This window comes from Chitinophaga sp. 22620, assembly GCF_052044405.1.
Taxonomy (GTDB): Bacteria; Bacteroidota; Bacteroidia; order Chitinophagales; family Chitinophagaceae; genus Chitinophaga.
In genome coordinates this window covers 195,716-220,777 of sequence record NZ_JBQEMV010000007.1, presented here as the reverse complement: position 1 = coordinate 220,777, position 25,062 = coordinate 195,716, and the positions used below count along the sequence as shown (strand labels likewise).

General features: G+C 51.4%; 20 protein-coding genes and 1 other RNA gene. 9 read left to right on the top strand and 12 right to left on the bottom strand.

Translation table 11 applies throughout. From position 1 onward, the window contains the following. The 3 genes from ACTJIK_RS25705 to ACTJIK_RS25695 form a co-directional block, all read left to right on the top strand. Nucleotides 1–4,523: Calx-beta domain-containing protein (locus tag ACTJIK_RS25705; RefSeq protein WP_440650469.1), on the top strand; the 4,523-nt coding region annotated here is incomplete at its 5' end. A 14-nt stretch (nucleotides 4,524–4,537) separates the two neighbouring features. Then, nucleotides 4,538–5,452, top strand: a complete 915-nt coding sequence (locus tag ACTJIK_RS25700) for a PorP/SprF family type IX secretion system membrane protein (protein WP_440650468.1) — start codon at nucleotides 4,538–4,540, stop codon at nucleotides 5,450–5,452. An 805-nt stretch (nucleotides 5,453–6,257) separates the two neighbouring features. Beyond that, entirely contained in the window at nucleotides 6,258–6,476 is a 219-nt protein-coding gene (locus ACTJIK_RS25695) for a hypothetical protein (protein ID WP_440650467.1), read from the top strand. Here ACTJIK_RS25695 and ACTJIK_RS25690 read toward each other — a convergent pair. The 5 genes from ACTJIK_RS25690 to rplU form a co-directional block, all read right to left on the bottom strand. Then, entirely contained in the window at nucleotides 6,455–7,159 is a 705-nt protein-coding gene (locus ACTJIK_RS25690; protein ID WP_440650466.1) for a PrsW family intramembrane metalloprotease, read from the bottom strand. The two genes, ACTJIK_RS25695 and ACTJIK_RS25690, sit on opposite strands and share 22 nt — an antisense overlap. Beyond that, nucleotides 7,159–8,841, bottom strand: coding sequence for a helix-hairpin-helix domain-containing protein (locus ACTJIK_RS25685; RefSeq protein WP_440650465.1), 1,683 nt, complete (start codon nucleotides 8,839–8,841; stop codon nucleotides 7,159–7,161). The genes ACTJIK_RS25690 and ACTJIK_RS25685 overlap by 1 nt, the downstream gene beginning before the upstream one ends. Before the next feature lie 78 nt (nucleotides 8,842–8,919). Then, nucleotides 8,920–9,282: a hypothetical protein gene (locus tag ACTJIK_RS25680; protein WP_440650464.1), complete on the bottom strand. Its 363-nt coding sequence runs from the start codon at nucleotides 9,280–9,282 to the stop codon at nucleotides 8,920–8,922. 66 nt (nucleotides 9,283–9,348) lie between these two features. After that, a complete protein-coding gene (gene rpmA, locus ACTJIK_RS25675; protein ID WP_120515559.1) occupies nucleotides 9,349–9,627 on the bottom strand; it encodes a 50S ribosomal protein L27 in 279 nt (92 codons plus the stop codon). Between the two features lie 35 nt (nucleotides 9,628–9,662). Continuing rightward, the gene (gene rplU, locus ACTJIK_RS25670; protein ID WP_440650463.1) at nucleotides 9,663–10,019 is read right to left on the bottom strand and encodes a 50S ribosomal protein L21; all 357 of its coding nucleotides are present in this window, start codon (nucleotides 10,017–10,019) and stop codon (nucleotides 9,663–9,665) included. A 266-nt stretch (nucleotides 10,020–10,285) separates the two neighbouring features. On the opposite strand from rplU, the gene ACTJIK_RS25665 reads away from it, so the two are divergent. The 4 genes from ACTJIK_RS25665 (at nucleotide 10,286) to ssrA (ending at nucleotide 14,840) form a co-directional block, all read left to right on the top strand. Continuing rightward, nucleotides 10,286–11,785 carry a GH3 auxin-responsive promoter family protein gene (locus tag ACTJIK_RS25665; protein WP_440650462.1) on the top strand — a complete coding sequence of 500 codons (1,500 nt, stop codon included), beginning with the start codon at nucleotides 10,286–10,288 and terminating at the stop codon, nucleotides 11,783–11,785. 108 nt (nucleotides 11,786–11,893) lie between these two features. Beyond that, nucleotides 11,894–13,057 carry a 1-deoxy-D-xylulose-5-phosphate reductoisomerase gene (locus tag ACTJIK_RS25660; RefSeq protein WP_440650461.1) on the top strand — a complete coding sequence of 388 codons (1,164 nt, stop codon included), beginning with the start codon at nucleotides 11,894–11,896 and terminating at the stop codon, nucleotides 13,055–13,057. A 40-nt stretch (nucleotides 13,058–13,097) separates the two neighbouring features. Then, nucleotides 13,098–14,432, top strand: a complete 1,335-nt coding sequence (rseP, locus tag ACTJIK_RS25655) for an RIP metalloprotease RseP (RefSeq protein ID WP_440650460.1) — start codon at nucleotides 13,098–13,100, stop codon at nucleotides 14,430–14,432. Nucleotides 14,433–14,467: 35 nt separating this feature from the next. Then, nucleotides 14,468–14,840, top strand: a transfer-messenger RNA (tmRNA) gene (ssrA, locus tag ACTJIK_RS25650). An 88-nt stretch (nucleotides 14,841–14,928) separates the two neighbouring features. Here the strand turns inward: ssrA and ACTJIK_RS25645 are convergent. After that, entirely contained in the window at nucleotides 14,929–15,672 is a 744-nt protein-coding gene (locus ACTJIK_RS25645) for a hypothetical protein (protein ID WP_440650459.1), read from the bottom strand. 54 nt (nucleotides 15,673–15,726) lie between these two features. Next, complete coding sequence (locus tag ACTJIK_RS25640; protein WP_440650458.1) at nucleotides 15,727–16,161, bottom strand: hypothetical protein; 435 nt, start codon at nucleotides 16,159–16,161, stop codon at nucleotides 15,727–15,729. A gap of 255 nt (nucleotides 16,162–16,416) precedes the next feature. Here ACTJIK_RS25640 and ACTJIK_RS25635 point away from each other — a divergent pair, with 255 nt between their 5' ends. Then, on the top strand, nucleotides 16,417–17,532 hold the full coding sequence (locus tag ACTJIK_RS25635; protein WP_440650457.1) for a hypothetical protein: 1,116 nt from the start codon (nucleotides 16,417–16,419) through the stop codon (nucleotides 17,530–17,532). Between the two features lie 31 nt (nucleotides 17,533–17,563). Beyond that, complete coding sequence (locus ACTJIK_RS25630; RefSeq protein WP_440650456.1) at nucleotides 17,564–18,091, top strand: hypothetical protein; 528 nt, start codon at nucleotides 17,564–17,566, stop codon at nucleotides 18,089–18,091. Between the two features lie 121 nt (nucleotides 18,092–18,212). On the opposite strand, the gene ACTJIK_RS25625 is transcribed toward ACTJIK_RS25630, so the two are convergent. From ACTJIK_RS25625 to ACTJIK_RS25605, 5 genes are all read right to left on the bottom strand, one after another. After that, complete coding sequence (locus ACTJIK_RS25625; protein WP_440650455.1) at nucleotides 18,213–18,968, bottom strand: LytR/AlgR family response regulator transcription factor; 756 nt, start codon at nucleotides 18,966–18,968, stop codon at nucleotides 18,213–18,215. Next, a complete protein-coding gene (locus tag ACTJIK_RS25620; protein WP_440650454.1) occupies nucleotides 18,958–21,921 on the bottom strand; it encodes a histidine kinase in 2,964 nt (987 codons plus the stop codon). The genes ACTJIK_RS25625 and ACTJIK_RS25620 overlap by 11 nt, the downstream gene beginning before the upstream one ends. 136 nt (nucleotides 21,922–22,057) lie before the next feature. Then, nucleotides 22,058–23,272, bottom strand: coding sequence for a serine hydrolase domain-containing protein (locus tag ACTJIK_RS25615; protein WP_440650453.1), 1,215 nt, complete (start codon nucleotides 23,270–23,272; stop codon nucleotides 22,058–22,060). A gap of 16 nt (nucleotides 23,273–23,288) precedes the next feature. After that, nucleotides 23,289–24,272: a hypothetical protein gene (locus tag ACTJIK_RS25610; protein ID WP_440650452.1), complete on the bottom strand. Its 984-nt coding sequence runs from the start codon at nucleotides 24,270–24,272 to the stop codon at nucleotides 23,289–23,291. Nucleotides 24,273–24,283: 11 nt separating this feature from the next. Continuing rightward, nucleotides 24,284–24,967, bottom strand: coding sequence for a hypothetical protein (locus ACTJIK_RS25605; protein ID WP_440650451.1), 684 nt, complete (start codon nucleotides 24,965–24,967; stop codon nucleotides 24,284–24,286). Nucleotides 24,968–25,062: the final 95 nt, after the last annotated feature.

Here is a 25,062-nt window from a genome sequence, read left to right as displayed (position 1 = left end):
ACGCCCAGGGCATTGTAGTAACAGGAACCACGGTTACCATTACCGATGCTACCGGCACAAATGCGAATAAAACAATTATCCTTACACCCGTTACCGGCACAGTAGCAGAAGGTGGTTTAATAAAAATAAAAGCGAGCCTGCCTTCAGGCATCACCAGCAGCCAGGCGATCACTATCACCCTGAGCAAAGCCGCGGGCTCTTCTGCTACGCTTGATGTAGCGGATGTAACCTTCCCAACGACTGTGACCATTCCGGTAGGTGCAGAAGGAACTGAATTCGATGTGACAGCGGGAACTGATAACCTGATAGAACCGTCTGAACTGCTGAAATTGGCATCCAGCGCTACTGTATTTGGTTATACTTCCACAGATGCAGCGGATATCACGATCACAGATGTATCCAACAAAACGATCACTGTTACCGGCCCGGCTACCATTGCCGAAGGTGCTACCGGCACTTACCGCTTCAGCCTGCCCACGGGTGTAACATCCACTTCGGCGATCACCATCACGCTCACCCGCGATGCGGCTTCAACCGCTGTATTGGCGGATATTCAAAGTCTGCCCGCGGTAGTCATTCCAGCTGGCAATGCATTCGTGGACGTTGATCTTAAACCGGAAGATGACGACCTGCTCGAAGCGCTGGAAAAGCTGATCCTGACACCGGCTGCCACCGGCTTCACTTTCAACCAGCCGGTCAGCTTCGATATCACCGACCAGGACCTCGCAGGCGCCAGCATCACTTTATCCGCCGCACCGGCAACAGTAGCTGAAGGCACCAGCACCGTGATCACCGCCACGCTGAACGGAGGAATCACTTCTGTGAACAACCTCACCGTGACCCTGAGCAAAAACCCCGGCTCCACTGCCGGAAACAGCGAGCACGGTGCATTGGGCACCATCACCATTAACGCAGGCCAGGCAACCGGCAGCTTCACGCTTTCTACCAATGCCGACCAGTTACTGGAAACCGGTGAAACCATCGTGGTCGACGGCATAAATACACAAGGCATCACTGTAACAGGTACCACCGTCACCCTTACTGACGGCACCGGCCCGGCAGACATTGCCTTAACGCCCGCCACCGCTACTGTAGCAGAAGGCGGCACCATAAAACTGAAAGCAAGCCTGCCGGCAGGCATCACGGCCACCCAGGCTGTAACCGTAGCGCTCAGCAAAGGCAGCGGTTCATCCGCCGCACTCGGCGCCACTGAAGTAAGTTTCCCCGCATCCGTTACCATCCCGGCCGGCGCAACGGAAATCGAATTTGACGTGACCGCCACAACGGACAATGTGATCGAAACCGCAGAACTGCTGGAACTGACCGCCAACGCAACCATACTCGGTCATGCATCCACAGCCTCGTCGGACGTGACCATTACCGATGTATCCCTCAAAGCCATCACTATTACCGGTCCGTCTACAGTTACCGAAGGTAACCAGGCCGTGTATACGTTCGCGTTACCAACAGGCGTAACTGCGGCCAGCGACATCGTGATCCAGTTAACACAAGGCGCCGCAACACCCGCCGTGAATGCGGCAGATATTGCAGGAGGCATACCAGCTGCGGTAACTATTCCTGCGGGCAGCTCTTCGGGCTCCCTTACGCTGAATATCAACACAGACGCCGTTATAGAACCCACAGAAAAGCTTGCACTGAATGCATCCTTAACCGGTTACACCTTCAGCGGCAGCATTTTGCTGGACGTACAGGATGCAAACTTCGGCGGCGCCATTTCCTTCACCAGCAGCCATGCTACTATCCGCGAAGGAAGCGGAACTGCCATCATCACCGTGAGCCTGCCCGGCGCATTGACCGCCACGGCGGACATCCAGGTAGACATCATGAAAGATGCGCTTTCCACCGCAGCCAATTCCGATCACGTTGCCCTGCCTGCCACGGTGACCATCCCGGCCGGCCAGCACAGTGCTACATTCAACATCACCGCGCCGGCGGACAATATCCTGGAACTGCCGGAAACCCTGCAACTGGGCGGCACTGCCCCCGGGTTTAGTGTGAATGGCATTACCATTTCCATTGAAGACGGCACCGGCCTCGACCCGCTCAATACCGTGATCTCCCTGGTGCCCGATGGCAGTAGCATCGCGGAGAATGCAACCGGCGACTTCAGCGTGAAACTCCCTGATGGTATCGTTTCAAGCACGCCCATTACCGTAACAATGTCCAAGACCGCCGCCGCTTCCACTGCCGCGGATACCGATCATACGCAGATCCCGGTGAGCATCACCATACCGGCCATGACCAACAGCAGCGCAGACTTCGACATCTCAGCGGTGAAAGACGGCATTATTGAACCGCTAGAAACTATACGGGTAGACGGCGCAGCCGCAGGATTTACTTTCTCCGGCGCCAACATCCGGATAACAGACCTGACCGGCCTGGATCCCGCCAACAGGCAGATTTCCATTGCCATCGACTCAACAACATTGCACGAAGGCAGTACCAGCAAAGTGGTATTGTCGTTGCCCGCGGGTATTACCACCGCGCTGCCCATCGCCATCAACCTGGCTGCGGACGCGGCATTCAACGCGGCGAATGCAGACTTCTCCGTTGCACCTGCTGCTGTGATCGCAAAAGACCAGCAGAAGGTAACGATCAGTCTCACCGCAGTGCAGGACAATATTATTGAAGCGAATGAAATTCTCCGTCTCACCGGCATCGCCACCGGCTTTACTGTGACGCCGTCCGCACAGGTAAACATTCCCGGCGACCCTGCACCGGTATTGAACATCACCGTCGTAAAAACCGCCGATGCCGCAGAGCCTAATACCAATGGCGCTTTCAGCATCCGGCTGACCGGCGCGGCCACAGCGCCGTACGATGTGACCGTGAGATATACCCTCAGCGGAACAGCTGTTCCAGGCCAGGACTTCGCTGCGCTCACCGGCACCGCCGTGATCAAAGCAGGCGCCTCTTCTGTTGCAGTACCGGTGGCCGTAACAGACGACCAGGTGGTAGAAGGCACTGAAACCGTGCAGATATTGCTGACTTCCGGCAGCTTCGTATACTTCGGCAACACCGTCAGCACTACACTGGACGCTGTGAAATCAGCCGCATTAAATATTACCGACAACGAAACCACCGCAGACCGCAGCATTCTCGTCGAAAAGATCGCTGACGCCACCGAGCCCTCCACCGCCGGCAGCATACGGGTTCGTTTCGCCAATACACAGCTCACTGCCGCAGTACCGGTAACGGTCACCTACACAGTAGGCGGCACCGCAACAGCAAACACGGATTACAACGCCCTGCCCGGCACAGTCACCATTCCCGCAGGTTCGAAAGAAGCCGTGATCAGCATCGCGCCGAAAGACGACAACCTGCTGGAAGGCACAGAGAGCGTGAATATCCAGCTCACAGCCGCTACCGCTTCGCTGCCTGCCATTACCTGGCCGGTGAGCACCACACAGCATACTGCCAGCATGAACCTGTACGACAACGACGTGATCACCGTGGAAATATTTACAGCCGCGCAGGCAAATGAAGGCGCAGGCCTCATAGTAACGCTCAGGGCATCGCAGGCGCCATCTGCCGACATGCCCGTAACCGTAAGCCTGCAGCACGACGGCCTCCGCAGCGTGACCACCACCGTACCAAGAACAGGCGCAAACCTGGTTGTCACCATCCCGGCCGGTCAAACCGAGGTAAGCTTCACCCTCAACCTCACAGACAACGATACCAACGACGACAATGGCTTCGTAAATCTGGCTATCCAGCCATATAGCGGCCCGGGGCAGGCATACGGAAAAGGCTCCAGCAGCAATACCGCCACTGCCGTAACGGATAACGATGCGTTGGAGATCAGTTTCAGTAAAGACACAGCGAAAGTGCAGGAAGGAAATACAGGCGTAGAGATCATGCCGTTCAAAATAACGCTGAGCCGCCAGAGCACAAGAACGATCGTATTGGAATACGAGTTTGCCGATGCGTTTGAAGGCGCGGGCGCAGACAAAGACCCGCAGCGCGCGAGGGCAGGGGAAGACTTCCAGGATCATATCCAACAGATCATCATCCCGGCCCTGGCCACCGAAGCGGAAATTGAAGTGCCCGTGCCAGGGGATATCGTACATGAATCTGACGAATACTTTGCCGTGAAGCTGAAAGCCGCCACCGTGGCCTCCGGCCAGCAACCGCCGGCACTGGGTACTGTGCGCACGGCCGTTGGCTCCATCCTGAACGACGACCAGGTGCCTGATTTCGAGATCAGGGTACAGAAGGGACTGTCGCCGAACGGGGATGGCAAGAACGATGTGCTGATCATTGAGAATATTGAAAAATACAGCCGGAACGAGATCGTGATCGTGAACCGCTGGGGCGGGACCATTTATTCCACCAGCAATTACCATAACCAGTCCAACAACTTCAACGGCCAGTCCAACAAGGGCAGCGGCGCGGGCAAGTTGCTGCCGGACGGCTCGTACTTCTACGTGCTGCACGTCTGGGACGCCAATGGTAACATGACGCGGCACACCGGGTATATCGTATTAAAATCCGCCCAATAATTAAAAATATTACTATGCAAAAGAGCCTCAGAACGCTGTTCGTAGTTGCCATCATCATCAGCTGTATGGCCCGGGAGGCGGCAGCGCAGCAGCATCCCATGTACGCGCAGTACCTGTACAACGGGATGGTGATCAATCCCGGTTACCCTTCCATGGACGAGTTCAGCAGTATGACCGTGGTGGCCCGCAACCAGTGGGTGGGCATGGAAGGCGCGCCAAAAACCGCCACGTTCTCTTTTTATTCGCCTATCAAAGCCACCAGCACCAGCGTTGGATTTATGGCGATAAAAGATGAGATCACCATTTATTCCCAGACCGGCTATTACTTCAATATATCACAGAAAGTGAAGCTGGATGATAAGCTATACCTGGCCATGGGCCTGAAGGGCGGGATGGAGCAGTTCAAGGAGAACAATGAGCACCTGGGTACGGACGATCCTGTTTTTACGGGAAACCAGAGCTACTGGAAAACCGATATCGGATTTGGTTTTGTGTTGTACAATGAAAAGTTCTTTGTTGGCTTTTCCGCGCCTTCGTTCCATAATTTTGACATCGGCGGCACCCTGAACAAAGTGGAATTCAAACGGCATATGTACCTGCACGGGGCATACCTGGCGAATGTGAACAAGATCCTTAAATTCAGGCCGGGGGTGGTTTTGCGCCAGGTTGCGGGAGCGGGCGTGCAAATGGACGTTAATGCGACATTCATACTGAAAGACATTCTCTGGGCAGGCGCCACCTGGAGAACTGAAAAATCTGCCAGCGCGATGGTGCAGATACAGGCAACGAAGAATTTCTCCTTCGGTTATTCCTACGATTTTGCATCCGCCACTCATTTGAAAGGGATGCAGTCCGGCAGCCATGAGCTGATGCTGAACTATCGTTTTTCCCTCGTGAAAGGGAAAGCGCTTACGCCCAGATTTCTTTAATAAATAATATATTACATATTGTAAAAACATTTATCCGGGTTCCTGAATCCGGATTTTGTTTTTATACGTACGTACTCCCGTAATAGGATACACGCTGCAATTTCTTCTCTTTCAATTCCGCCATTTTACAAGCATGAGAAATTTAGTTAATTGTTAGTTATCCTAACGTGAAATATTTGTTTGTTCATTTTTTTCATATAGATTTGATTAAACGATGTGATACGCCAATCGTGCCACAACAAAGTTCTTTCAAAACTGATTCTTACTTTTTCACCATAAGATATTTGCAGGGTGACAAACCTGGCTGAAGAATTTGTCTTAAGCTAAATTGGAGAAAAAATCGAGCCTGATGGTCGTGTCGGGCTCTCTTTTTTTACTTTGTTTGTCTCCTCGCTGAACGCATTTTAAAGAGTCTATTTATTAGGGAATAAGGGATTTTTGTCTTAAGCTAAATTGGAGAAAAACGAGCCTGATTGTCTTATCGGGCTCTTTCTTTTGAAACTCAGCCTGTTCTCACCTAACTCATTGCTGCCTGGATAAATCCGGGCTTTTCTATTAGCCGGATCACCTTCCAGGAAATTAGTATTCCTAACATAATAATATTTTTTTTGTAGCTTTGGAACCGAAGGTGAGGGCTTTGTGCGAATATCCGATCGATAAAATATCATCCCGATATATACATCTTTATCCACTTTGCATTACTAGTTAATTTGGAGGATGGGCCTGATTTTCAAGTCGGGCTCTTTTTTTCTCCCTGACCCTTCGCCCGCTTTTCCCCTAAAATTTGTAGATTTAAGTAAAGTAAGTGTTAACGATCATGTTCAACCAGGAAATATGGCTCACATTGCTGTTTATGCTGCACATCTGGATTGTAGTACGGTTTGTGGTGCAGCATACTTTTAAACAGGGCAACAACCGCCGCCCTTACCACCTGAAATGGCTTGTGCTCGTATTTTTTCTGCCCTTTGCCGGATACGGCCTGTATTTATGGCTCACCCGCAATTATTCCTCCTCTTCCCGCTGATCGTCGTACCATCTCGAAGAAAGCTCCCTGTGCTGGCGGATCGCCTTGATGGACAGCCGTATGCCTATAAATAAACAGAACAGCGAGGCCCCCACCAGGAACAGGCTGCTGCCGATGAAGAGGAAAAAGTCGAAAGCGCCGTGGAAAGCCACAGCCCAGAATAACCCGGTGAACAGCAGCGTGCCCCTGTGCTGCGGGATGAATTTCGCCAGCCCGGCATAGTATCCCATCAGTATCGCAAACGCCGCATGGGCAGGCACCGAAATGAACATCCGCACCCAGCCGGTACCTATGCCGAACTGCATCACGTAGCTGATGTTCTCCGCCGTGGCAAACCCCATCCCGATCATCACGGAATATACGATACCATCGAAAGGCTCATCGAAAGAAGGTTTGCGGAAAGCGTAATAACGGAGCACAAGGAACTTCCCCAGCTCTTCGCTAAGCCCCACCACGCCGAAGGCAAAGATCGCCTTGTTCAGCAGTCCCGGTACATTGGCATTCCAGCCGTAAGAGGTAGCCAGCGTTTGTATGGTAAGCGGGAATATCACGCTCAGCACGCCCAGTAAAAAGCAGCGTACGAGCAGGCGCACCGGCTCGCGGTCCCGCCCGTCGAGCATATAGATCAGCAGCGATATGGCAATACCAGGAGCTACGGCGATGGCCAGTGCGTGGAGGAACATTATAATCCTTTTTTGAGTTTACGGGCTTCCAGGAAGGCCTCCAGTTCGGCCCTGCTGAAGCTGCTCAGGTTCTTTTCTTTGGTGAGGCCGCCTTTTTGCGCGGCCAGCGTGCCGTAGTGAATGTCTTTATACCCTTCAATGGCATGCGCATCCGGGTCGATGGAAAGCAGCGCACCTTTTTCGAGCGCATAAGGGATCCATTCCCAGTCTATATCCAGCCGGCGCGGGTGCGCGTTCAGCTCTATCACCACGTCATTCGCCACGCAGGCATCCACTACCGCTTTATGATCCACGGGATACCCGTTGCGGCTCAGCAGCAGCCGGCCGGTCATATGGCCGAGGATAGTGGTGTATGGATTGGAGATCGCTTTCAGCAGGCGGGCCATGGCTTTTTCTTCCGGCATTTTCAGGTTGGTGTGCACGGAAGCGATCACCAGGTCGAAGGTTTTAAGCACTTCGTCGGGATAGTCGAGGCTGCCGTCGTTGAGGATATCCGCTTCGATGCTTTTGAAAATGCGGAAGGGGGTGAGTTGTTTGTTCAGCTGCTCTATTTGCTCGTGCTGCGCCACGATGCGCTCCACGTGCAGGCCGTTGGCATAGAAGGCGGAGCGGGAGTGATCGCTGATCACCAGGTATTCAAAACCCTGATCCCTGGCTGCTTTGGCCATATCTTCCAGGCTGGCTACGCCGTCGCTCCACTGGCTGTGGGAATGGATGATGCCTTTGATGTCCGTTGACTGTATGAGCGCAGGCAATGCGCCGTTGGCGGCGGACTGTACGATGGCGGCCGTTTCCCGCAGGGCGGGCGGTATGAAGGGAAGATTTGCGGTGCTGAAGATATCCTCTTCGGTGGCCTGCTGCCCGCCGGAGTGCGCACCGGCATGGCTGAAGAACGCGTCCAGGAAGGCTTCGGTGCCGGTGGTGGTGAACAGCTTGGTGGCGAAATTTTCCGCTTCCACGCCGTAGATCTTTATTTTGATATGCTCTTTGTATTGAAGGAGGATGGCGTCGTTCGTATTGTCCAGCCGGTTGAATTCCGTGAGGGACTTGAATTTCTCCGCCACTTCGTCTATCGCCATCCCGATCACGAATTCCAGTTCGTCTATGACCGGCTGCTGCCTCCTGAAGGCGCCGGTGACGGCTACTTTGGCGGGGCTGAACAGGCGGGAGAGGAGTGTGTCCAGTTCCGTGGCAAAGCTTTCCACTTCCGCATACAGGAACCTTTCGCGGTTGGACAGGAAAAATTCTATGCTTTGGCGGATGCTTTCCTGCGTTTTTTGCCCGAATCCCTTGAGCAGGGTGAGGCGGTTTTCGTTGCAGGCGTAGAGCAGTTCGCCGAGGGTTTCGATCTCCAGCTCTTTCCAGATGGTGGCGATTTTTTTCGGGCCGATGCCTTTGATGCGCATCATATCGAGGATGCCTGGAGGCGTTTTACGCAGGTAGTCTTCCAGTAGGAGGAAGTGCCCGCTTTCCAGCATTTCGATCACGCATTTGCCGGTGGATTCCCCGATGCCTTTGATGCGGAAGATGGCGTCGCGCGGGGTATCCTGCAGGGGTACGGTGAGTTTTTCTATCTGGAAGGCAGCGTTGGCAAACGATTTGGCTTTGAAGGGATTATCGCCGTGGATATCCATCAGTTTGGCCAGCAGGGAGAGGTTATCGGAGATGATGTAATTGTCCATAGAGGCCCTAAGTTAGGCAAAAAAAAAGAACCTCGATTTGCATCGAGGTTCTTTATGCTACAGTTTGTAAATCCGATTCTACATTGCCGGAGCTGCAGGAGCAGAAGGAGCTGCTTTTTTCTTAGCAGGCGCTTTCTTTTTAGGAGCAGCTTTCTTAGCAGCGGCTTTTTTAGGAGCAGCTTTCTTGGCAGCGGCTTTCTTTTTAGGAGCAGCTTTCTTGGCAGCGGCTTTCTTTTTAGGAGCAGCTTTCTTAGCAGCGGCTTTCTTTTTAGGAGCAGCTTTCTTAGCAGCAGCTTTCTTTTTAGGAGCGGCTTTCTTAGCAGCGGCTTTTTTAGGAGCAGCTTTCTTAGCAGCAGCTTTCTTTTTAGGAGCGGCTTTCTTAGCAGCAGCTTTCTTTTTAGGAGCAGCTTTTTTTGCAGCAGCTTTCTTAATTGTTGCCATTGTTTTTTGAATTTTGGGTTAGTAATTAAAATTGGGTATTAAAAAAACTTTATGGCAAACACTACCTTAAGCTTCCGCCTGGGCAGTGGTGTCAAATGATTTAACGGAAACGAAAGTTCTGTTCTCACGACCTTTTCTGAATTCCACAACACCATCTGTAAGAGCGTAGATGGTAAAATCTTTACCAATACCTACGTTAGAACCTGCGTGATATACGGTGCCTCTCTGGCGGATAATGATATTACCTGCCACTGCCACCTGACCGCCGAAGATCTTTACGCCAAGCCTTTTGCTTTGCGAGTCGCGGCCATTCTTAACACTACCTTCACCTTTTTTATGTGCCATTGTATTGTTACTTTATAACTTTAGTCAATATGAATTTAAGCAATTTCGTTGATCTTGATCTTGGTGAAATGGGTACGGTGACCTACTTTCTTCCTGAAGCCTTTTCTGCGCTTCATTTTAAAAGCAATCACCTTATCACCTTGCACGTGGCTCAGGATCTCGGCTTTAATCACTGATTTTACATCAGTACCTACGGTAATTTTACCGTCGTTGTCGGTCAGCAAAACTTCTGCAAATTCTACTTTATCTCCAACATTACCAGCCAATTGGTGTACGAAGATCTCCTGATCTTTCTGTACCTTGAATTGCTGACCTGCGATTTTTACAACTGCGAACATAGTATTCCAAAAATAATTTCCTGCAAAGGTATTACTTTGTTTTTTAATCAACAAAGAATTTAATACTTTTTTACAGGAAGTCGTACCCCGCTAACAGGGCACTGTATTGAAAAATAGCTTTTTACATATCAAAGATACGGAGTTTTTACAATTTTAGTTTTTTTTAACAATTGTTTTGCACCCCGCCGATACCGGTATTTTACCCCCTGGGCCCGTTTTTCGCCCTGCAACGCCCGCCAGTGGCCTTTCCTAAAAACGCGCATAGTTGTACACAATTTTTATACATTTGTTTTTTACGTTGATCATTAAAATATCGGGGCATGAAGTTTAAATCACTGCTGGCCAAACCATTTGCTTCCATCATTGCCGGAAAGGTCAAGAAGGAAATGCTGAGGGCGGTGGAAGATCAGGAGTCGATCCTTCAGGATCTGCTGAAGACAGGCAAAAAGACAGAGTTCGGGAAAGACCATCAATTCGAAAGCATCACCAGCTATGAAAACTATAAACAGGCAGTGCCCATCCGCGATTACGAGCAGTTCAAGCCGTATATCGAGAAAATAAAAGAAGGAAAACATAACATCCTCTGGAAAGGCCAGCCCATCTACTTTGCCAAGACCTCCGGCACTACCAGCGGAGTGAAATATATTCCCATCACCAAGGAATCGGTGGACCATCACTTCAACACCTCCCGCAACGCGGTGTTCTGCAACGTGACCGAGTTGGGCGACGCCACGGCGTTCGACGGCAAGCTCATTTTCCTTTCCGGTTCGCCGGAACTGGAAAGGGTGGGAGGCATCCCCACAGGGCGGCTTTCAGGCATCGCCAACCACCAGATACCCCGCTACCTGCGCACGAATCAACTGCCCAGCTACGAGACCAACTGTATCGAAGACTGGGAAACCAAGCTGGGCAAGATCGTGGACGAGACCATCAGCCAGGACATGCGCCTCATCAGCGGTATTCCGCCATGGATGCAGATGTACTTCGACCAGCTGATCGCCCGCAGCGGCAAGCCGGTAGGGGAGCTGTTCCCCAACTTCAACCTGCTGGTGCATGGCGGGGTGAACTTTGAGCCCTACAAGGCCAAACTGTTCGATTCCATTGGACGGAAAGTGGCTGCCATAGAGACTTTTCCGGCGTCGGAAGGCTTCTTCGCCTACCAGGACAGCCAGCTGCATGAAGGCCTGCTGCTGAACACCAATGCCGGCATTTTCTTTGAATTCGTGCCTGCTACAGAGATCTTCTCCGAAAACCCGACCCGCGTTACCCTCAAAGACGTGGAAGTGGGCGTGAATTACGCCCTGGTAGTGAGCACTAATGCGGGCCTGTGGGCTTATAACATAGGCGATACCGTGAAATTCGTGAGCACCAACCCGTACCGCATAGTGGTGACCGGGCGTACCAAACATTTCATTTCCGCCTTTGGCGAGCATGTGATCGGCGAGGAAGTGGAGCAGAGCCTGATGGGGGTTGCGGCCGCCGGCAATATCCGCATCACGGAGTTTACCGTGGCCCCGCGCATACAGGTGAATGGCGAACTGCCCTACCATGAATGGTTCGTGGAGTTCGAGGAGATCCCGGGCAACCTGGAGGGGTTTGCCCTGGAAGTGGACCATGTGCTGCGGAAAAAGAACATTTATTACGACGATCTGTTAACCGGTAATATATTACAGCCTCTCAAGATAAGGCCCGTGCGCAAGAACGGCTTTATCGACTATATGAAGTCCATCGGCAAACTGGGCGGCCAGAATAAGGTGCCCCGCCTGAGCAACGACCGCAGGATCGCGGAAGAAATGGAAAAGTACCTGCAGGCGCGCTGATGCAACCCCGCAAAGGTCATGGCTTCCTGCTGCGCAGGGAAGCAGGTTTCCGCACGCATAATAGAAAAAACCTTTAAATTTAAGCACAGGAGACATTCCTGTTTGATCATGAGTAAGAAACGTATAGGAATTTTCGGATCCACCGGGTCCATTGGCCGCCAGGCGCTGGAAGTGATTGCAGCGCATCCTGAAAGATTTGAGGTGGAGGTGCTGACCGCGCAGCAGAACGCTGCGCTGCTCATAGAGCAGGCCCTGCTGTTCAAGCCCAACGCGGTGGTGATAGGGGACGAATCGAAGTATACTGAAGTAAAAGACGTACTGTTCGATAAAGGCATCAAAGTATTTGCCGGCGCTGCTGCCATGGTGGAAGTGGCTGCCTGGGATTCCATAGACCTGATGTTGGCCGCCATTGTCGGCTTTGCGGGCCTGGCCCCCACGCTCAGCGCGCTGGAGCAGGGTACGCCCATTGCCCTGGCGAATAAAGAAACCCTGGTGGTAGCGGGAGACATCGTGATGGCGACCGCCCGGCGCAGGAATGTGCCTATTATCCCCGTGGATTCAGAGCATTCCGCTATTTTCCAGTGCCTCCTCGGGGAGCCAATGTCAAAGGTGGATAAAGTGATCCTGACCGCCTCCGGCGGGCCTTTCCTGGGAAAAAAAACGAACTTTCTCATCAATGTAAAAAAAGACCACGCCCTGCAGCATCCGAACTGGAGCATGGGCGCCAAGATCAGCATAGATTCCGCCACGCTGATGAATAAGGGGCTGGAGATGATCGAGGCCAAATGGCTCTTTGGCCTTGAAGCGGAGCAGATCGATGTGGTGATACACCCGCAGTCCATCATCCATTCCATGGTGCAGTTTACCGATGGTTCCCTGAAAGCGCAGATGGGCCTGCCCGACATGAAACTGCCCATCCAGTATGCCTTGGGGTACCCGGACCGTTTGTCCAACGATTTCCCGCGTTTTTCTTTCAAGAATTACCCCTCCCTTACATTTGAGCAGCCGGATACCAAAACTTTCCGTAACCTTGCCATCGCAACAGAAGTGTTGAAGAAGGGCGGAAACGCAGCCTGCGTCATGAATGCAGCCAACGAAGAAGTGGTGCTGGCCTTCCTGAAGAACAGGATCGGGTTCCTGCAAATGACGGAAGTGATCGAGGAAACCCTGGTGAAGATACCTTTCGTGGAAAAGCCGACTTTACAGCATTATTACCAGGCAGATAACGCTGCCCGCGAACATGCCGCAGAATTGATCCACAGTCTCACCTGATTTATTACCTTCGCAAATCAGTATATCATCCAAGCAATACATGGAAACATCGGAAATATTAATCAAAGCAGGCCAGTTGATTTTGTCGCTGTCGATCCTGGTGGTCCTGCATGAAATGGGGCATTTTATCCCGGCCAAGTTGTTTAAGACCAAAGTAGAGAAGTTCTATCTTTTCTTCGATCCCTGGTTTTCCCTTTTTAAATTCAAGAAAGGCGATACGGAGTACGGCGTTGGCTGGCTGCCCCTGGGCGGTTACGTGAAGATCTCCGGTATGATAGACGAGAGCATGGACAAGGAGGCGATGAACAAACCTCCCCAGCCATGGGAATTCCGTTCCAAACCGGCCTGGCAGCGCCTGATCATCATGATCGGGGGGGTAACGGTGAACCTTATCCTCGGCTTCCTGATCTACACCATGATACTCTGGCACTGGGGCGACGATTACCTGCCCATCCGCAACGCCAAATACGGCATCTATGCGGATTCGCTGGCCCGCAGCATCGGTCTGCGCGACGGCGATCATATCATCGCGATAGATAGCGTAAAGAAGGAAAAGTTCGAAGAGATCACGGGAGACGTGATCCTCAACGAAGCCAAAACCATCCAGGTTGAGCGCGAGGGGAAAGAGATCAGCATCGTTATACCGAAAGGCTTCGTCAACAAAACGATCAACAAAAAAGCGCCTATTGCCGTACCCAGGATGCTGTCTGTGCTGGACACCCTGTCCAGGGACGGAGTTGGCTATAAGACCGGGCTGAGGGACGGAGACCGGGTGCTGAGCGTGAACGACACGGCCGTGACCTATTTTATGGATATGGCGAAGATGATCCGCAGGGATACCGGTAAAGCTGTAAAGATCAGGGTGCTGCGGGGCGCGGATACGCTGACGTTTGAACCTGTAGTGCCGAAGGAAGGCATTGGTGCGTCGTATATTGCAGACAAGCAGCTGGAATTTGTACACCTGAGCTACAGCTTCGGGGAAGCGATCCCCGCGGGCTTCAAAAAAGCACTGAGCACACTGGTGAAATATGTACAGCAGTTAAGGCTGATATTCGTTTCCCCTGAAGTGAAGGCCAGCGAATCGCTGGGCGGTTTTATGACCATCGGCAGCCTGTTCCCGTCCGTTTGGGACTGGCAGAGCTTCTGGACGCTGACGGCGTTGCTGAGCATCATCCTGGCGTTCATGAACATTTTACCGATCCCCGCGCTGGACGGCGGGCACGTGCTGTTCCTGGTCTATGAAATGATCACCGGCCGCAAGCCCAGCGAGAAGTTCATGGAATATGCGCAGATCGTGGGCATGGTGATACTGTTCGGTTTACTGCTGTATGCGAACGGCCTGGACGTATGGAGATGGATTACTTCTAAATTCTGATGAAAATTCCGTATCTTTGCGGAGCAAAATAAACCGGGGCTGACCGGTTTTGACAGCATAGGTCTTTGAAAGTGTAAGCATGCCGTGCGTTGGATAATTAGCACGTAAATCTGAATACCCAAACTTCAAATGGCGAATCTAACTACGCCATGGCTGCCTAATTAAATTAGCGCACCCATTATGGCCGCTTGAGTTGTGACCCACTACGACTCTTGCCGCTGAATCAAAACCATAGCGGGATAGGTACACATGGTTTCTGTGAGTGTGTAATGAAAATCTAAACGGATACGAACGAGGTTGGTTTGTTCCGTCCCTGCCGAGTTCCGACAACCCAATGCGGAAATAAGCATGTAGAAAGCTTTTGGAGGATATGTTTGGACGCGGGTTCGACTCCCGCCAGCTCCACTTTACGATTTTAAAGCCCCTGGTATCCAGGGGCTTTTTCGTTTCCCACCGGCTCTGAGCAATATTTATTTGTTAACCGATGTATCGCCGGCTACCAGCCACCTTCCCCAAGGTTGTCAAAATCTTCTATCTGCGAAAGCCTGGCCAGGCCTTCAAGAGAAATATCGGTCCATTTGTCCTTGAATACCTCATCTCCCCCTTCTGCGGAAACATTGGTGTTGGTCCGCTCCAGTCGTCTTTTAGTTAGGAAATTGATGCTTACCTGCCGGTCGGTTCTCGGACCGTTATTGTTGCTCGCATCGTAGCCGATGAGCTCAAAGTCTGATCCCCTGAGCCTGAACGTGTATTTCCAGTACCCGTACCTGCCATGCCGGTAATGTACATATAGCCTGTTACGGCCGATCTCAACAGAAAGTTCAGGGGCAAAATATACCCCGCCATCTTCGTTTTCAGAAGAAAAGCAGTCCAGGTTTTCTGTCACCTTCTTAAACTGCCCGTTCGTTCTTAAAAACACGATCAGCCCGCGACGGTTCTTATCCACCAGTTTGCCATCTGCATTAGTCTCCAATCTGTCTTTTGCGGTTGCTTTCACCAGCAGAACGCTGTCCAGGATCCCGTCCCCATTCAGATCGCCTCCAATACGTCCGACGACCGTGTATCCTTTCGGCACCGGAAGAGTAACTGCCTCGCCTGAAGCAGGTCCTTTTACCGGGGCGGATATCGGGCCGATAGTTTTGGGTGCGACAGGAGGATTCCCGGACACCTGCCGGCTGAAGCTATCCAGCGCTAAAAGAATGACGACTATTACATTTATTGTAAAAAGATATTTTATCATTGTTATCAAGGATTTTAGGACGCATCAATTCAAACAGCGCCCAAAAAGTTCAGATCAGTTTATTTTTTCAACGCTGATGTCCTCCATCTGATAGGAACCGTCAAGCTGGCAATAGATCTCCATGTCAGGATATTCTTTTTTAGCTTGAAAGACCATTACCACCCCATCGTCGGGATAAAAACACAGGCGCACGATGAGCAGTGAGGTTTCAAGATCAGTATAATCACTCTCTGAAGGCTGATAATCCGAACCCCCATAGGCAGCATCGGTCAGTTCCCTGGCGATTTCTTTTTTCAACGCTGCAATAGTACTGGCGCTCAGACCACCTGCCCAGGTAGCCGCACTTGAGATCAGCCCGGCAAAATCCGGCTGACCGGGATCGTCGTGCTCTTCCAGGTCGAATTCGGTGGTAATTTTTACGGTGTCCGGCAGGTGAAGGTACCCAACCATGCGACCGTCTTTTAATTTTAGATCCTTAAAAACTTCCATACAATTATCGATTCTGATGCTTATGGTTTCCGGGTTTCTTGTTTTTGGCCTTTCATGCGCTATGCAACGGATCTATCCCTTTAATGGCGGGGCATTTATGCATTGTTCCGGGGCAAAGCAGACCGGCAAGCGCAGGCACCTAAAAATAGGAAACCGATTTTTATATCACAATATTATGATATTATTTTGTGGCAGCGATGTCCGGTTCTTCCCTGGTAGCCGGCGTCCGATATTTTTTCTTTTTAACTTTTTTACATGAAGGCCCTTTATTTAATAATTCTGGTCATTGTTGCCGCAGCGGCTTTATACCTGCTGTTTTCAAAGACTTATAAAAATGGGAACCATGACGGGCTTCCCGAAGCATACGCAGAATACCAGTCTATCGACAGCGTTAAAACGATCGAAAGCGGAACCGCTCAACTGCAACTATTATTTGAAAGTGAAGAGAACATCCAGTCCTTTCTGACCGAAGCGAACAATGTGATCATCTGCACTGTTCACGGGAAGAGCGAAAACACGTTTTATAAAATCGCTCCTGGCGGAGACGTCATCGATTCGCTGAGGATCAGTCGCAGGACGGGCGACCTGGCATTTGTAAAAGGGTTTATCATCGATAAAGAGATGAGCGAATATTATAAATGGAGTTTTAACGGGAACAAGGCCCCCATCAGAATACCAGCTGAAAATGCCGGCTTTGACTGGGATACCGGCAGGCAGAAAAGCAAGCTTGCCGATATCAAAAGTTTAGCCGGCCCCGTCTATGTAGATTACCGGTTCAAGACCCCTTCCCCCGAAAAAACTTCCGGGGGCAAGATACAAACCACGCAGGCGAGCACTGTCTACGCTGTACTGACTTACTTCACCGGTGATGATTGCTTTCAGTTTTATACTACCCTTGATATCAGCAGACAATTTCCCTGGTCTTACACGCAGCAACTCATATGGAATAATCTCTTCAAGCGGATAGATGAGCGTTCTGCACATAATGGGGAAATCATTCCGTCATCTGCTTTGAGATACCGTTACTTTCACAGGGGAAAGAAAGAGAAAGTCCGCTTCTCGGGCGGCGGAGGTAATGCGCCGGGCTTTACCAAGGAGCTCTATCCCGGGTATCTCGTTAGCGATGTCGTATTTAAAGAGGATACCATAAAAATAAAGGAATTCATGTATCTGGATGAAGAGTGGCCCAGCTCAGCTATAGAAATCGATGGTAAGAGGGTTGGCACATTTTCCAGGAACCGGGCCCAACCGGTAGAAAATATAGACGGCTATATGTATTACACTAACCATCAGCTGCAGTATTCCCTGTTTGCAAACAGTGATAAGAAGATATTTCAGATCAGGAAAAAAAAACTAAGTACCGGCGAATAAAAACTTGTGCGGAACTTTTCAAAAAACAACTATGGCTAATCTCACAAACATATTTACAAGCATCATTTCATTTTACACTGAAATTTCGGACTTGTTGACCGAGATGGAAATGTATTTCTATCTGGAAAAACGAACCGGGAGTCAATGGGAAATCATCAAAATAGGGACAGAGGCGGAGCTATTAGAAAATATCGGTGATCACTACCGGTCGTTCTTTATATCGTCGGAAATTTTTGATGAAAGCAGGTTTGAAAACTTTTATGACGATCAATTCTGTGTGCATGCTGTAGAAGGGCTCGGCGGCCGATATAATAAGGTTGAACTGGAAATGCTCAGCCTGAGGATAATATCAAAAACACCGGACATAAAGGTGAAATTATTTATCGACAGGCTTGTTAAATTGCTGAAGAAAAACAGCGGGTATGGCCTTGGAGTTGGTCCGGGGGAAAGTCCTTTGTACAGGAGGATGTTTTATAACAGGTCGGATGTCCAGGAGCGGACGTTGTGGTTTGATTTTGAACGAAAAGTAACACCTGTAATAGCAGGGGAGAATCAGTGAAGGTTCTTGACAGTAACGGAAATGTCAATACCAAAAGAAGCTTTGGTTAAGTTGATGGCGTTCCGCCAGCTCCGCTTTACGATTTTAAAACCCCTGTTACCCAGGGGCTTTTTGTTCCTGGTCACCCTCTATCCTTCAGCGCTTTCATCACCTCTCTATGCCTGCGGCGCGCAATATTCAACCTGCTTCCATTGATCATGACCAGGGATTCGCTGCCCTCCGTTCCCATAACGCAGTCGAGATTGACGAGAAAGGATTTGTGAATGCGCATAAAACCATACTCTCCAAGCAGCCCTTCAAATTCTTTGAGCGTTTTGGAAACGGTGATCACCGTTTCATCCCGCAGGTAAAATTGGGTATAATTGTTTATGCCGGTGCAATAAATAATGTCTTCGGGCTTTACCAGCCTGATACCCGCCGGCGTGAGCAGCGTCAGTTTAGGGGGCTGCTTTTCGCCATGCAGCTGCTGCACCGCGTTTTGATACCGTTCCGCGATCCTGCCTTCTTTTTGCCTGTTCCTGAGGAACCGTTCCACCGCCTGCTTTACCTCTTCCACGTCCACCGGCTTCAGCAGGTAATCCAGCGCACTGTGGCGGATGGCCCTGATGGCATATTTGTTGTAAGCGGTTGTGAAGATAACGCTGAAAGAATGCTGCCCGGCAACGTTCAGCAGGTCAAACCCGTCCATAAAAGGCATCTGCACATCCAGGAAAAGCAGGTCCGGCTGCCAGGCTGCAATGAGCTGTATGCCTTCTTTGGCGCTGGTGCATTTTTTCACTTCCGTGATCGCGGGTACGTGACGCCGGATCAGGTAAGCCAGCATATCACAGGCCATCGCTTCGTCGTCTATGATCAATGCCTTTATTTCAGGTTTCATAAATGATCGGTAATTCAAGGGTGACTTTTGTTCCCCGCACTTCAGGATCTGTTCCTTTCAATTCTTCGATGTGCATCGTAGCATGCAGCATGGTCTTTTCCTGTAAAGCTAGCAGCCGCTCTCGGATCAGCTGAAGCCCTTTTTCTTTCCGTGAAGCCCCGTTCAGCCTTTCGGCTTTTATTTTCTTTGCCGCTGTGATGCCGATGCCGTTGTCCTGCACGATGCAAAGCAGTTGCCGCGATGAATCCCGCCTGAACTCGATCAATAGTTTCCTTTCGCCTTCCTTGTGCAGCAAACCGTGCCATACGGCGTTCTCCACGAGCGGATGGATCAGGAAAGAAGGCAGCATCACCTGGTCTGTGTTAAGCATGCTGTCCGCCTGAATATTATAGGTGAAAGAATCCACAAAACGCAGTGCCTCCAGCTGAAGGTACAAACGGAGCAGCTCCAGCTCATCCTTCAGGCTGATGAAGCTGGTCTCGTTTTCATCCACTACCATTCTCAGCAGCTTGGAGAACCTGGACAGATACTGCAGGCCTTTTTCGTTCTGGCGGCTGGCAATAAGGGAACTGATGGCATTGAGACTGTTAAATATAAAATGCGGGTTCATCTGGGCGCGCTGCGCTTTGATCTCCAGCTCTATCAGCTGCTGCTGGACGAGCGCCTTCTCCGCGGCCTTTTTCCTGATGGCTGCTTCCCGCTTCTTCATCCAGAAAATAAGGATGAATGCAACTGCCGCGAGGCAATACAGGATGAACCACCAGGTTTTCCAGAACGGAGGCCGGATGGTGAAAGAATATGCCAGGGGGGCGCTAGCAGCATGGCTTCCGAGGTAAGACCTTATCTCCAGCCGGTAGGTACCGGGCGAAAGGTTTTCAAAGCTAATGCTCCGTTTATTCCCGATGTCCGTCCATCCGTTTTCCGTTCCTGACAGACGGTATGCATATTTCAACGCCTCGGGATGAGAAAAGTATATACCTGAAAACTCGAACGCAATGGACTTTTGATCGTAAGGCAATACCAGCGGCTGATCGTTTGGTTTGTTTGAACCGCCCGGCAACCGCACGTTCCGCAATACGATACCCGGCGTTGCATAGGCGTCCGGGAAATCTGCGGGATTAAAACAGAGCAAACCTGTGGAGGTGGCCACCCATATCGTATCTCTGCTTGCCTGCAACAGTTTAATAGCCTGATAGCCCTTGCTGAAATACCCGTTCGGCTGGCCGTAATTAGCGATGAAGGGCTCGTTGTCCTTTATGAATTTGATCCTGGTAATGCCGGAGTAGCTGGCTGCCCAGATATTCCCGTCATGACCCGCCACGAGATTGAGATAGATATTGCTATGCAGGCCGTCCTTTTCGGTGAAAATCCTTTTAAGGCTCAGCGTTCCGTTATCATCCAGGTTGAACTGCCATATGCCGTCGCCCTGGGTGGTGATCCACGCGTCATTCCCGCTTCCTTTCCTGATGTCCGAGATGTTCAGCGGATGCGGCGTGTGGCCGGAAAGACCGTATTCCCGTAATGTATCGCCCCGTATCACGAACAATCCTTTTTCACCACCGAGCCATATGGCGCCGTCCGGACCTTCTACCGCGTTCAGGAACGTATTGAAATTATCGCCTGCGTATGATCTGCTGAATGTTTTGAAAGACAATTTTTCGCCGGGCCGGCCGATCCTGATCTTTGTAACGGCGCCGTCTCCGCCGGTCCATATGTTGCCATTCGCATCTTCAAGCAGGAAAGAATTTGAGTTGGTGCCCAGTCCGTCTTTTTCCGTAATGTTTTCTATGTGGCCGTTTCCGCGCATCAGCCTGATGCCTTCAAACCCGGTGGCATACCACATCCAGCCCCGGCTGTCTTCCAGCATGGCCCTTACTTCAGCGCGTTCCGCGACAGATGTTTGGGGGCCCAGGTAATTCAATACGTCATTTTTGCGTTTTTCAAAGACCCTTCCACGGTTGGCGCCCATCAGCAATCCACCGTCCTTCCGCCGGTACAGGCTGAACAGCTCGATGCCGGCGGCAGCATCGGCATTTTTGTATTCATAGAACTTTCGTTCCTGCTGGAAGATCAGGCAATCGTGCATACCGATCCATATGTTACGTTCACGATCTACCAGCAGGCACGACAGCCAGAGGTTCAATTCCTCCGGTATGGCGCTGATGAACCGCGTTTGATGGGAGGACGCGGTAAAGCCGTAAACGCCGTGCATGGTCAGGTAATAGATGCTGTCTTCCTGCTGCTGAAGGTTTGCGGAGATCGTTTTTTGAAAAGGTATTTTTTTCAGGCTGCCATTTTCGTACGCAAAGAGCCCGCTTCGCACCGAGGTAAAAAAGACCGTGTCCCGGTTGTGGCATACGATGGATGTAATGTCATCACCTTCCAGCGCCGTTTCCCATATTTTTACCAGGCCTTGCCGGTTATAACGGTACAACACGTGCCGGGTGCTGAACCAGATCGAACTGTCCGCATCCAGTGCGATCTTTTTGACCATTTTTGCAGATGCGGGAAGGATCTTCAATGCGGCCTTTTTCCGGGCAACCAGGTCGTTCAGCGCAGCCTTGCCGACAAAGGCAGGCCCCGCTGCCGTGGCGAGCCATGCGCCGCCGTTGCCGTCAAAGCACATGTCATTCACCGAAAGATCGTTTTCAAGCAAGGCGGGGAACAATTGTCCTTCTTTATAAAAGCAAAGCCCTGATTCGCTCATCACCCATATCACGTTGTTGTGCAGGTCTTCCTTAACCGCATGTACTTTGCCTGTCTGCCGGTTGCCTGCTGAAAGGAAGTTCTCGAAATCAAAACCGTCGAACCGGCTTACCCCGATGGAGGTGCCGATCCATAAGGGGCCGGCTTGCTGCTGGTACAGGCAGAGGATTTGCGAGGAAGGCAGCCCGTTGCGGGTGCCCATCACGGTGCTGATGTAGCGGCTGCTGTCGTAGTACAGATGGTTCACATCTTTTCGCCAGAATACATGCGTCCCCTGTGCCTTTGCTTGTGCACAACAGGCGGTTAGCAATAGTGCCCGGATGATATTTTTGCTAGATAGCAGCTGGATGCATTATGTCACTACAGAAGTTAAGAAGAATATCTCAGATCGTGTCCCAGTTCCGGTGAATTTCCTGCATCGCCTGGATCATTTCCCCGATGGCAGACCTGAAAGGCGCGTCGGAGGGGCCTCCGCCGCAGTTCATCATGGCAGCGAAGCCTCTGCCGCTGTGATGGTAAATGTACATGGAGGCCAGGCTGCCGCCGGTGGCGCCGTTATGGTTGAGTGGTTCGTTTTTAGCTTCTCCGCCCAGGAAAAGCCCGCCCCTTGTGGCTACGGTGACCGGCTGCTGGTATTGCTCAATATCAAAGACCGCCGATGAGTCTACTGCCCGCAAATTATACCGGATGAATTGCGCCATCCCATCCACCGTGCATTGTATGCCTCCTACAACGAATTTGCTGTCATAGGGCGCTATATCGTTGTAATCCGGAAGCGGTATAAACAAACCGCTTGCTGCATCGTAGGTGTGCAATTGCATACCATTTGGCAGGCTCCCGTTGATCATGTGCAGCCTGCCGCCCAGCGGCGAGGCCTTCAGTTCTTTCATGATCTGTTCCCAGGGCTTGCCCGTTTTTCTTTCGGCCATAGCCGCGCAAATGGTGGCGGTAGCGCCATAGCCCGCTTTTGCCTTGCTCTGGTAGCCCAGGTTTGTACTGCTGTTGAACTTGTATTTTTTCTTTTTCAGGCTCAGCACAGTGAACAGGTAGCGGAGGTACATCAGGGCCGGGTAACTTCTCCATTCCCCATACCGGTCGTTCCCTTTGTTAAACATACCCTGGTCCTGGATATACCGGAAGGGATCCGTATCATCATCCCTGGCTTCGTCGTTATTCGCGATATGGTAATAAGACCCGTTCATGCCTGAAGTATGCCCCAGCAGCTCGTAGACGGTTGTGTCGAGGAAGGAGTCGTTCATGCCGCACCGGTCGCGGAAAGTCTTTGATGTGAACTCAGGAAAAACGTCCCGGATCCGGGTCCCCCAAGTCAGTACGCCTCCTTTTTTTATGAGGCATGCGATCAGGAAACCGGTGATGGGCTTTGATATAGAGCCTACATTGAAATAGTCGGCTTTGGTAGCCTGGTTGCCGGCAGCGGCAGCGTTCTTGCTGGCGTCTCTTATTCCCTGCACGGTGTGCATGATGGTGTTGCCGTTATCACGTACGATAACGCCGGCGATATTCGGGAGACCGTATTTGGCGCGGATGCTTTTGGCTTTATTATCGAGCGCCAGCTGGATCAGTGCAATGTTTGCCATAATGGAGGATTGATGGTTATTGGTGGATGTCCAGGAATTTTTTTGAATGGACCTTAGCCCAGGCAATATCCCAGTGGGCGCCGAAGTCGTTCGACCTGGCATGCCATATCCTGTTGTCCAGCCCCTTGCCGAATACATGGATGATCCGTCCGTCCCAGGAGCAGCTGGCAGAAGGCATGGATGTAAATACGCCTTCCCCGATGGGTGCCCACGCCATGTCCCACTGCTGCACGCCATTAGTGGAATATGCCCACCAGTACTTGTTGTCCTGCCCCTTGCCGAATACATAGATCCGTTTTCCGTCAGCTGAGCAGACCGCAGCAGGCGCGGAAGTGAATACGCCTTCGCCAATGGGTGCCCACGCCATGTCCCAGGAAGCGCCTCCGCTGGTAGAATAGGCCCACCACATCCTGCTGTCTGTGCCCTGCCCGAATACGGTCACCAGCCGGCCGTCTGCGGAACAGGCGGCGGCAGGAGAGGAAACAAAGGTCCCTGCCCCGATAGCGTCCCATGCCATATCCCAGGTAGTTCCGCCATTGGTGGAATAAGCCCACCATATCCTGTCATCGTTCCCCTTGCCGAACACCATCACACCTACGCCGGCATAACTGGTGTCTACTGTGTGCGGGGTGCCCTGCCGCCAGCCGGAGACGGAATTGCCGAAGGAACAGATGGCAGGCTTGCCGCTGAATACGCCCTGCCCGATAGGCGAAAACCCTACGTTCCTGAATTCATAATATTCTTGCAGGCGGGTGAACCAGAACTTGTTGTCCAGGCCCCTGCCTACCAGGAATGTATCCAGGCTGTCCCCGGAAATGCAGGCTGCGGGCGATGAAAGGAAAACGCCGATCTCATTGGGGATCCAGTTGTTCACCCATGAGTTCCCGTTGTCGTAGGATACGATCCTTTCGATCTTGAACTTGTTGGCAGACCTGGAATCTTTGTCTGCAACCACAAAGAGATCCAGGCGCGTTTCCAGCGCAAAAACAGATGCTGTCATGATAAAGGATTTTATTTCCGAAAGCTTACGCCTTCAATAAAACAATAGCGGATGGAATCTACGTCGGCACGCGTTTTCCACATGCAGCTGGGTTGTGTATCGTCGAGGAACAGGCCATAGAGCTCATATGATACTATGGCGCCGTTTTTCTTCAGGTAGGCAGCCATGAATATGGGAGGCTTGCCGTCGCTGGTGGTGATCCTGAGATTGCCTGTTCCGTTCCGTACTATCTTGAATTGCTGGTTGGGTCCGGGTTTCCGGTCAGGCATATCTTCCTCGTAGATCAAAGTGAGCCGGATGGCGGTGGGGAGTACCGGGTTGTTCCGCTCTCCCTGCGTCCAGTATACGCGGGACGGGGAATCAATGTTGTGCCCGATCTTGTACACGGCATAATATCCGTTGCCCAGTTTTTCCACCGTCCATACATACACTGTGTCTACCACGTCCGCCAGGCTTGAGTGATAGGATAATGAAAGCTGGCGGCCTTCGGCGGTGCGGTGAACAGTTTCAGCGAGCAGGTAGCGCCTTTCGCGGTCTGTGTTTATCGGGGAGGTGGCAATGTAATAGCGGCCGGACAGGTTTTCCGTACTGTCGTTCCCGTTATTCTGCCCGTTACCGTCCTTTTTGCAGGATGTGAGAAGGAGCATGCTGCCGAATGCAAACAGGAGCAGGCAGCAAAAAGCATGTTTTTGCATAACAGATTTTTGAAGTTAATAAACAATCAATCGTGTGTTCCGCGACAATGTATAATTAGAGATATTTTGAAAAGGGGGAGTATGGTTTTTAGGGA

Coding starts and splice junctions, on each gene's coding strand:
- ACTJIK_RS25700 (WP_440650468.1), top strand. CDS start 4,538: ATGCAAAAGAGCCTCAGAACGCTGTTCGTAGTTGCCATCATCATCAGC.
- ACTJIK_RS25690 (WP_440650466.1), bottom strand. CDS start 7,159: ATGTTCCTCCACGCACTGGCCATCGCCGTAGCTCCTGGTATTGCCATA.
- ACTJIK_RS25685 (WP_440650465.1), bottom strand. CDS start 8,841: ATGGACAATTACATCATCTCCGATAACCTCTCCCTGCTGGCCAAACTG.
- ACTJIK_RS25680 (WP_440650464.1), bottom strand. CDS start 9,282: ATGGCAACAATTAAGAAAGCTGCTGCAAAAAAAGCTGCTCCTAAAAAG.
- rpmA (WP_120515559.1), bottom strand. CDS start 9,627: ATGGCACATAAAAAAGGTGAAGGTAGTGTTAAGAATGGCCGCGACTCG.
- ACTJIK_RS25665 (WP_440650462.1), top strand. CDS start 10,286: ATGAAGTTTAAATCACTGCTGGCCAAACCATTTGCTTCCATCATTGCC.
- ACTJIK_RS25660 (WP_440650461.1), top strand. CDS start 11,894: ATGAGTAAGAAACGTATAGGAATTTTCGGATCCACCGGGTCCATTGGC.
- rseP (WP_440650460.1), top strand. CDS start 13,098: ATGGAAACATCGGAAATATTAATCAAAGCAGGCCAGTTGATTTTGTCG.
- ACTJIK_RS25645 (WP_440650459.1), bottom strand. CDS start 15,672: ATGATAAAATATCTTTTTACAATAAATGTAATAGTCGTCATTCTTTTA.
- ACTJIK_RS25640 (WP_440650458.1), bottom strand. CDS start 16,161: ATGGAAGTTTTTAAGGATCTAAAATTAAAAGACGGTCGCATGGTTGGG.
- ACTJIK_RS25635 (WP_440650457.1), top strand. CDS start 16,417: ATGAAGGCCCTTTATTTAATAATTCTGGTCATTGTTGCCGCAGCGGCT.
- ACTJIK_RS25630 (WP_440650456.1), top strand. CDS start 17,564: ATGGCTAATCTCACAAACATATTTACAAGCATCATTTCATTTTACACT.
- ACTJIK_RS25625 (WP_440650455.1), bottom strand. CDS start 18,968: ATGAAACCTGAAATAAAGGCATTGATCATAGACGACGAAGCGATGGCC.
- ACTJIK_RS25615 (WP_440650453.1), bottom strand. CDS start 23,272: ATGGCAAACATTGCACTGATCCAGCTGGCGCTCGATAATAAAGCCAAA.
- ACTJIK_RS25610 (WP_440650452.1), bottom strand. CDS start 24,272: ATGACAGCATCTGTTTTTGCGCTGGAAACGCGCCTGGATCTCTTTGTG.
- ACTJIK_RS25605 (WP_440650451.1), bottom strand. CDS start 24,967: ATGCAAAAACATGCTTTTTGCTGCCTGCTCCTGTTTGCATTCGGCAGC.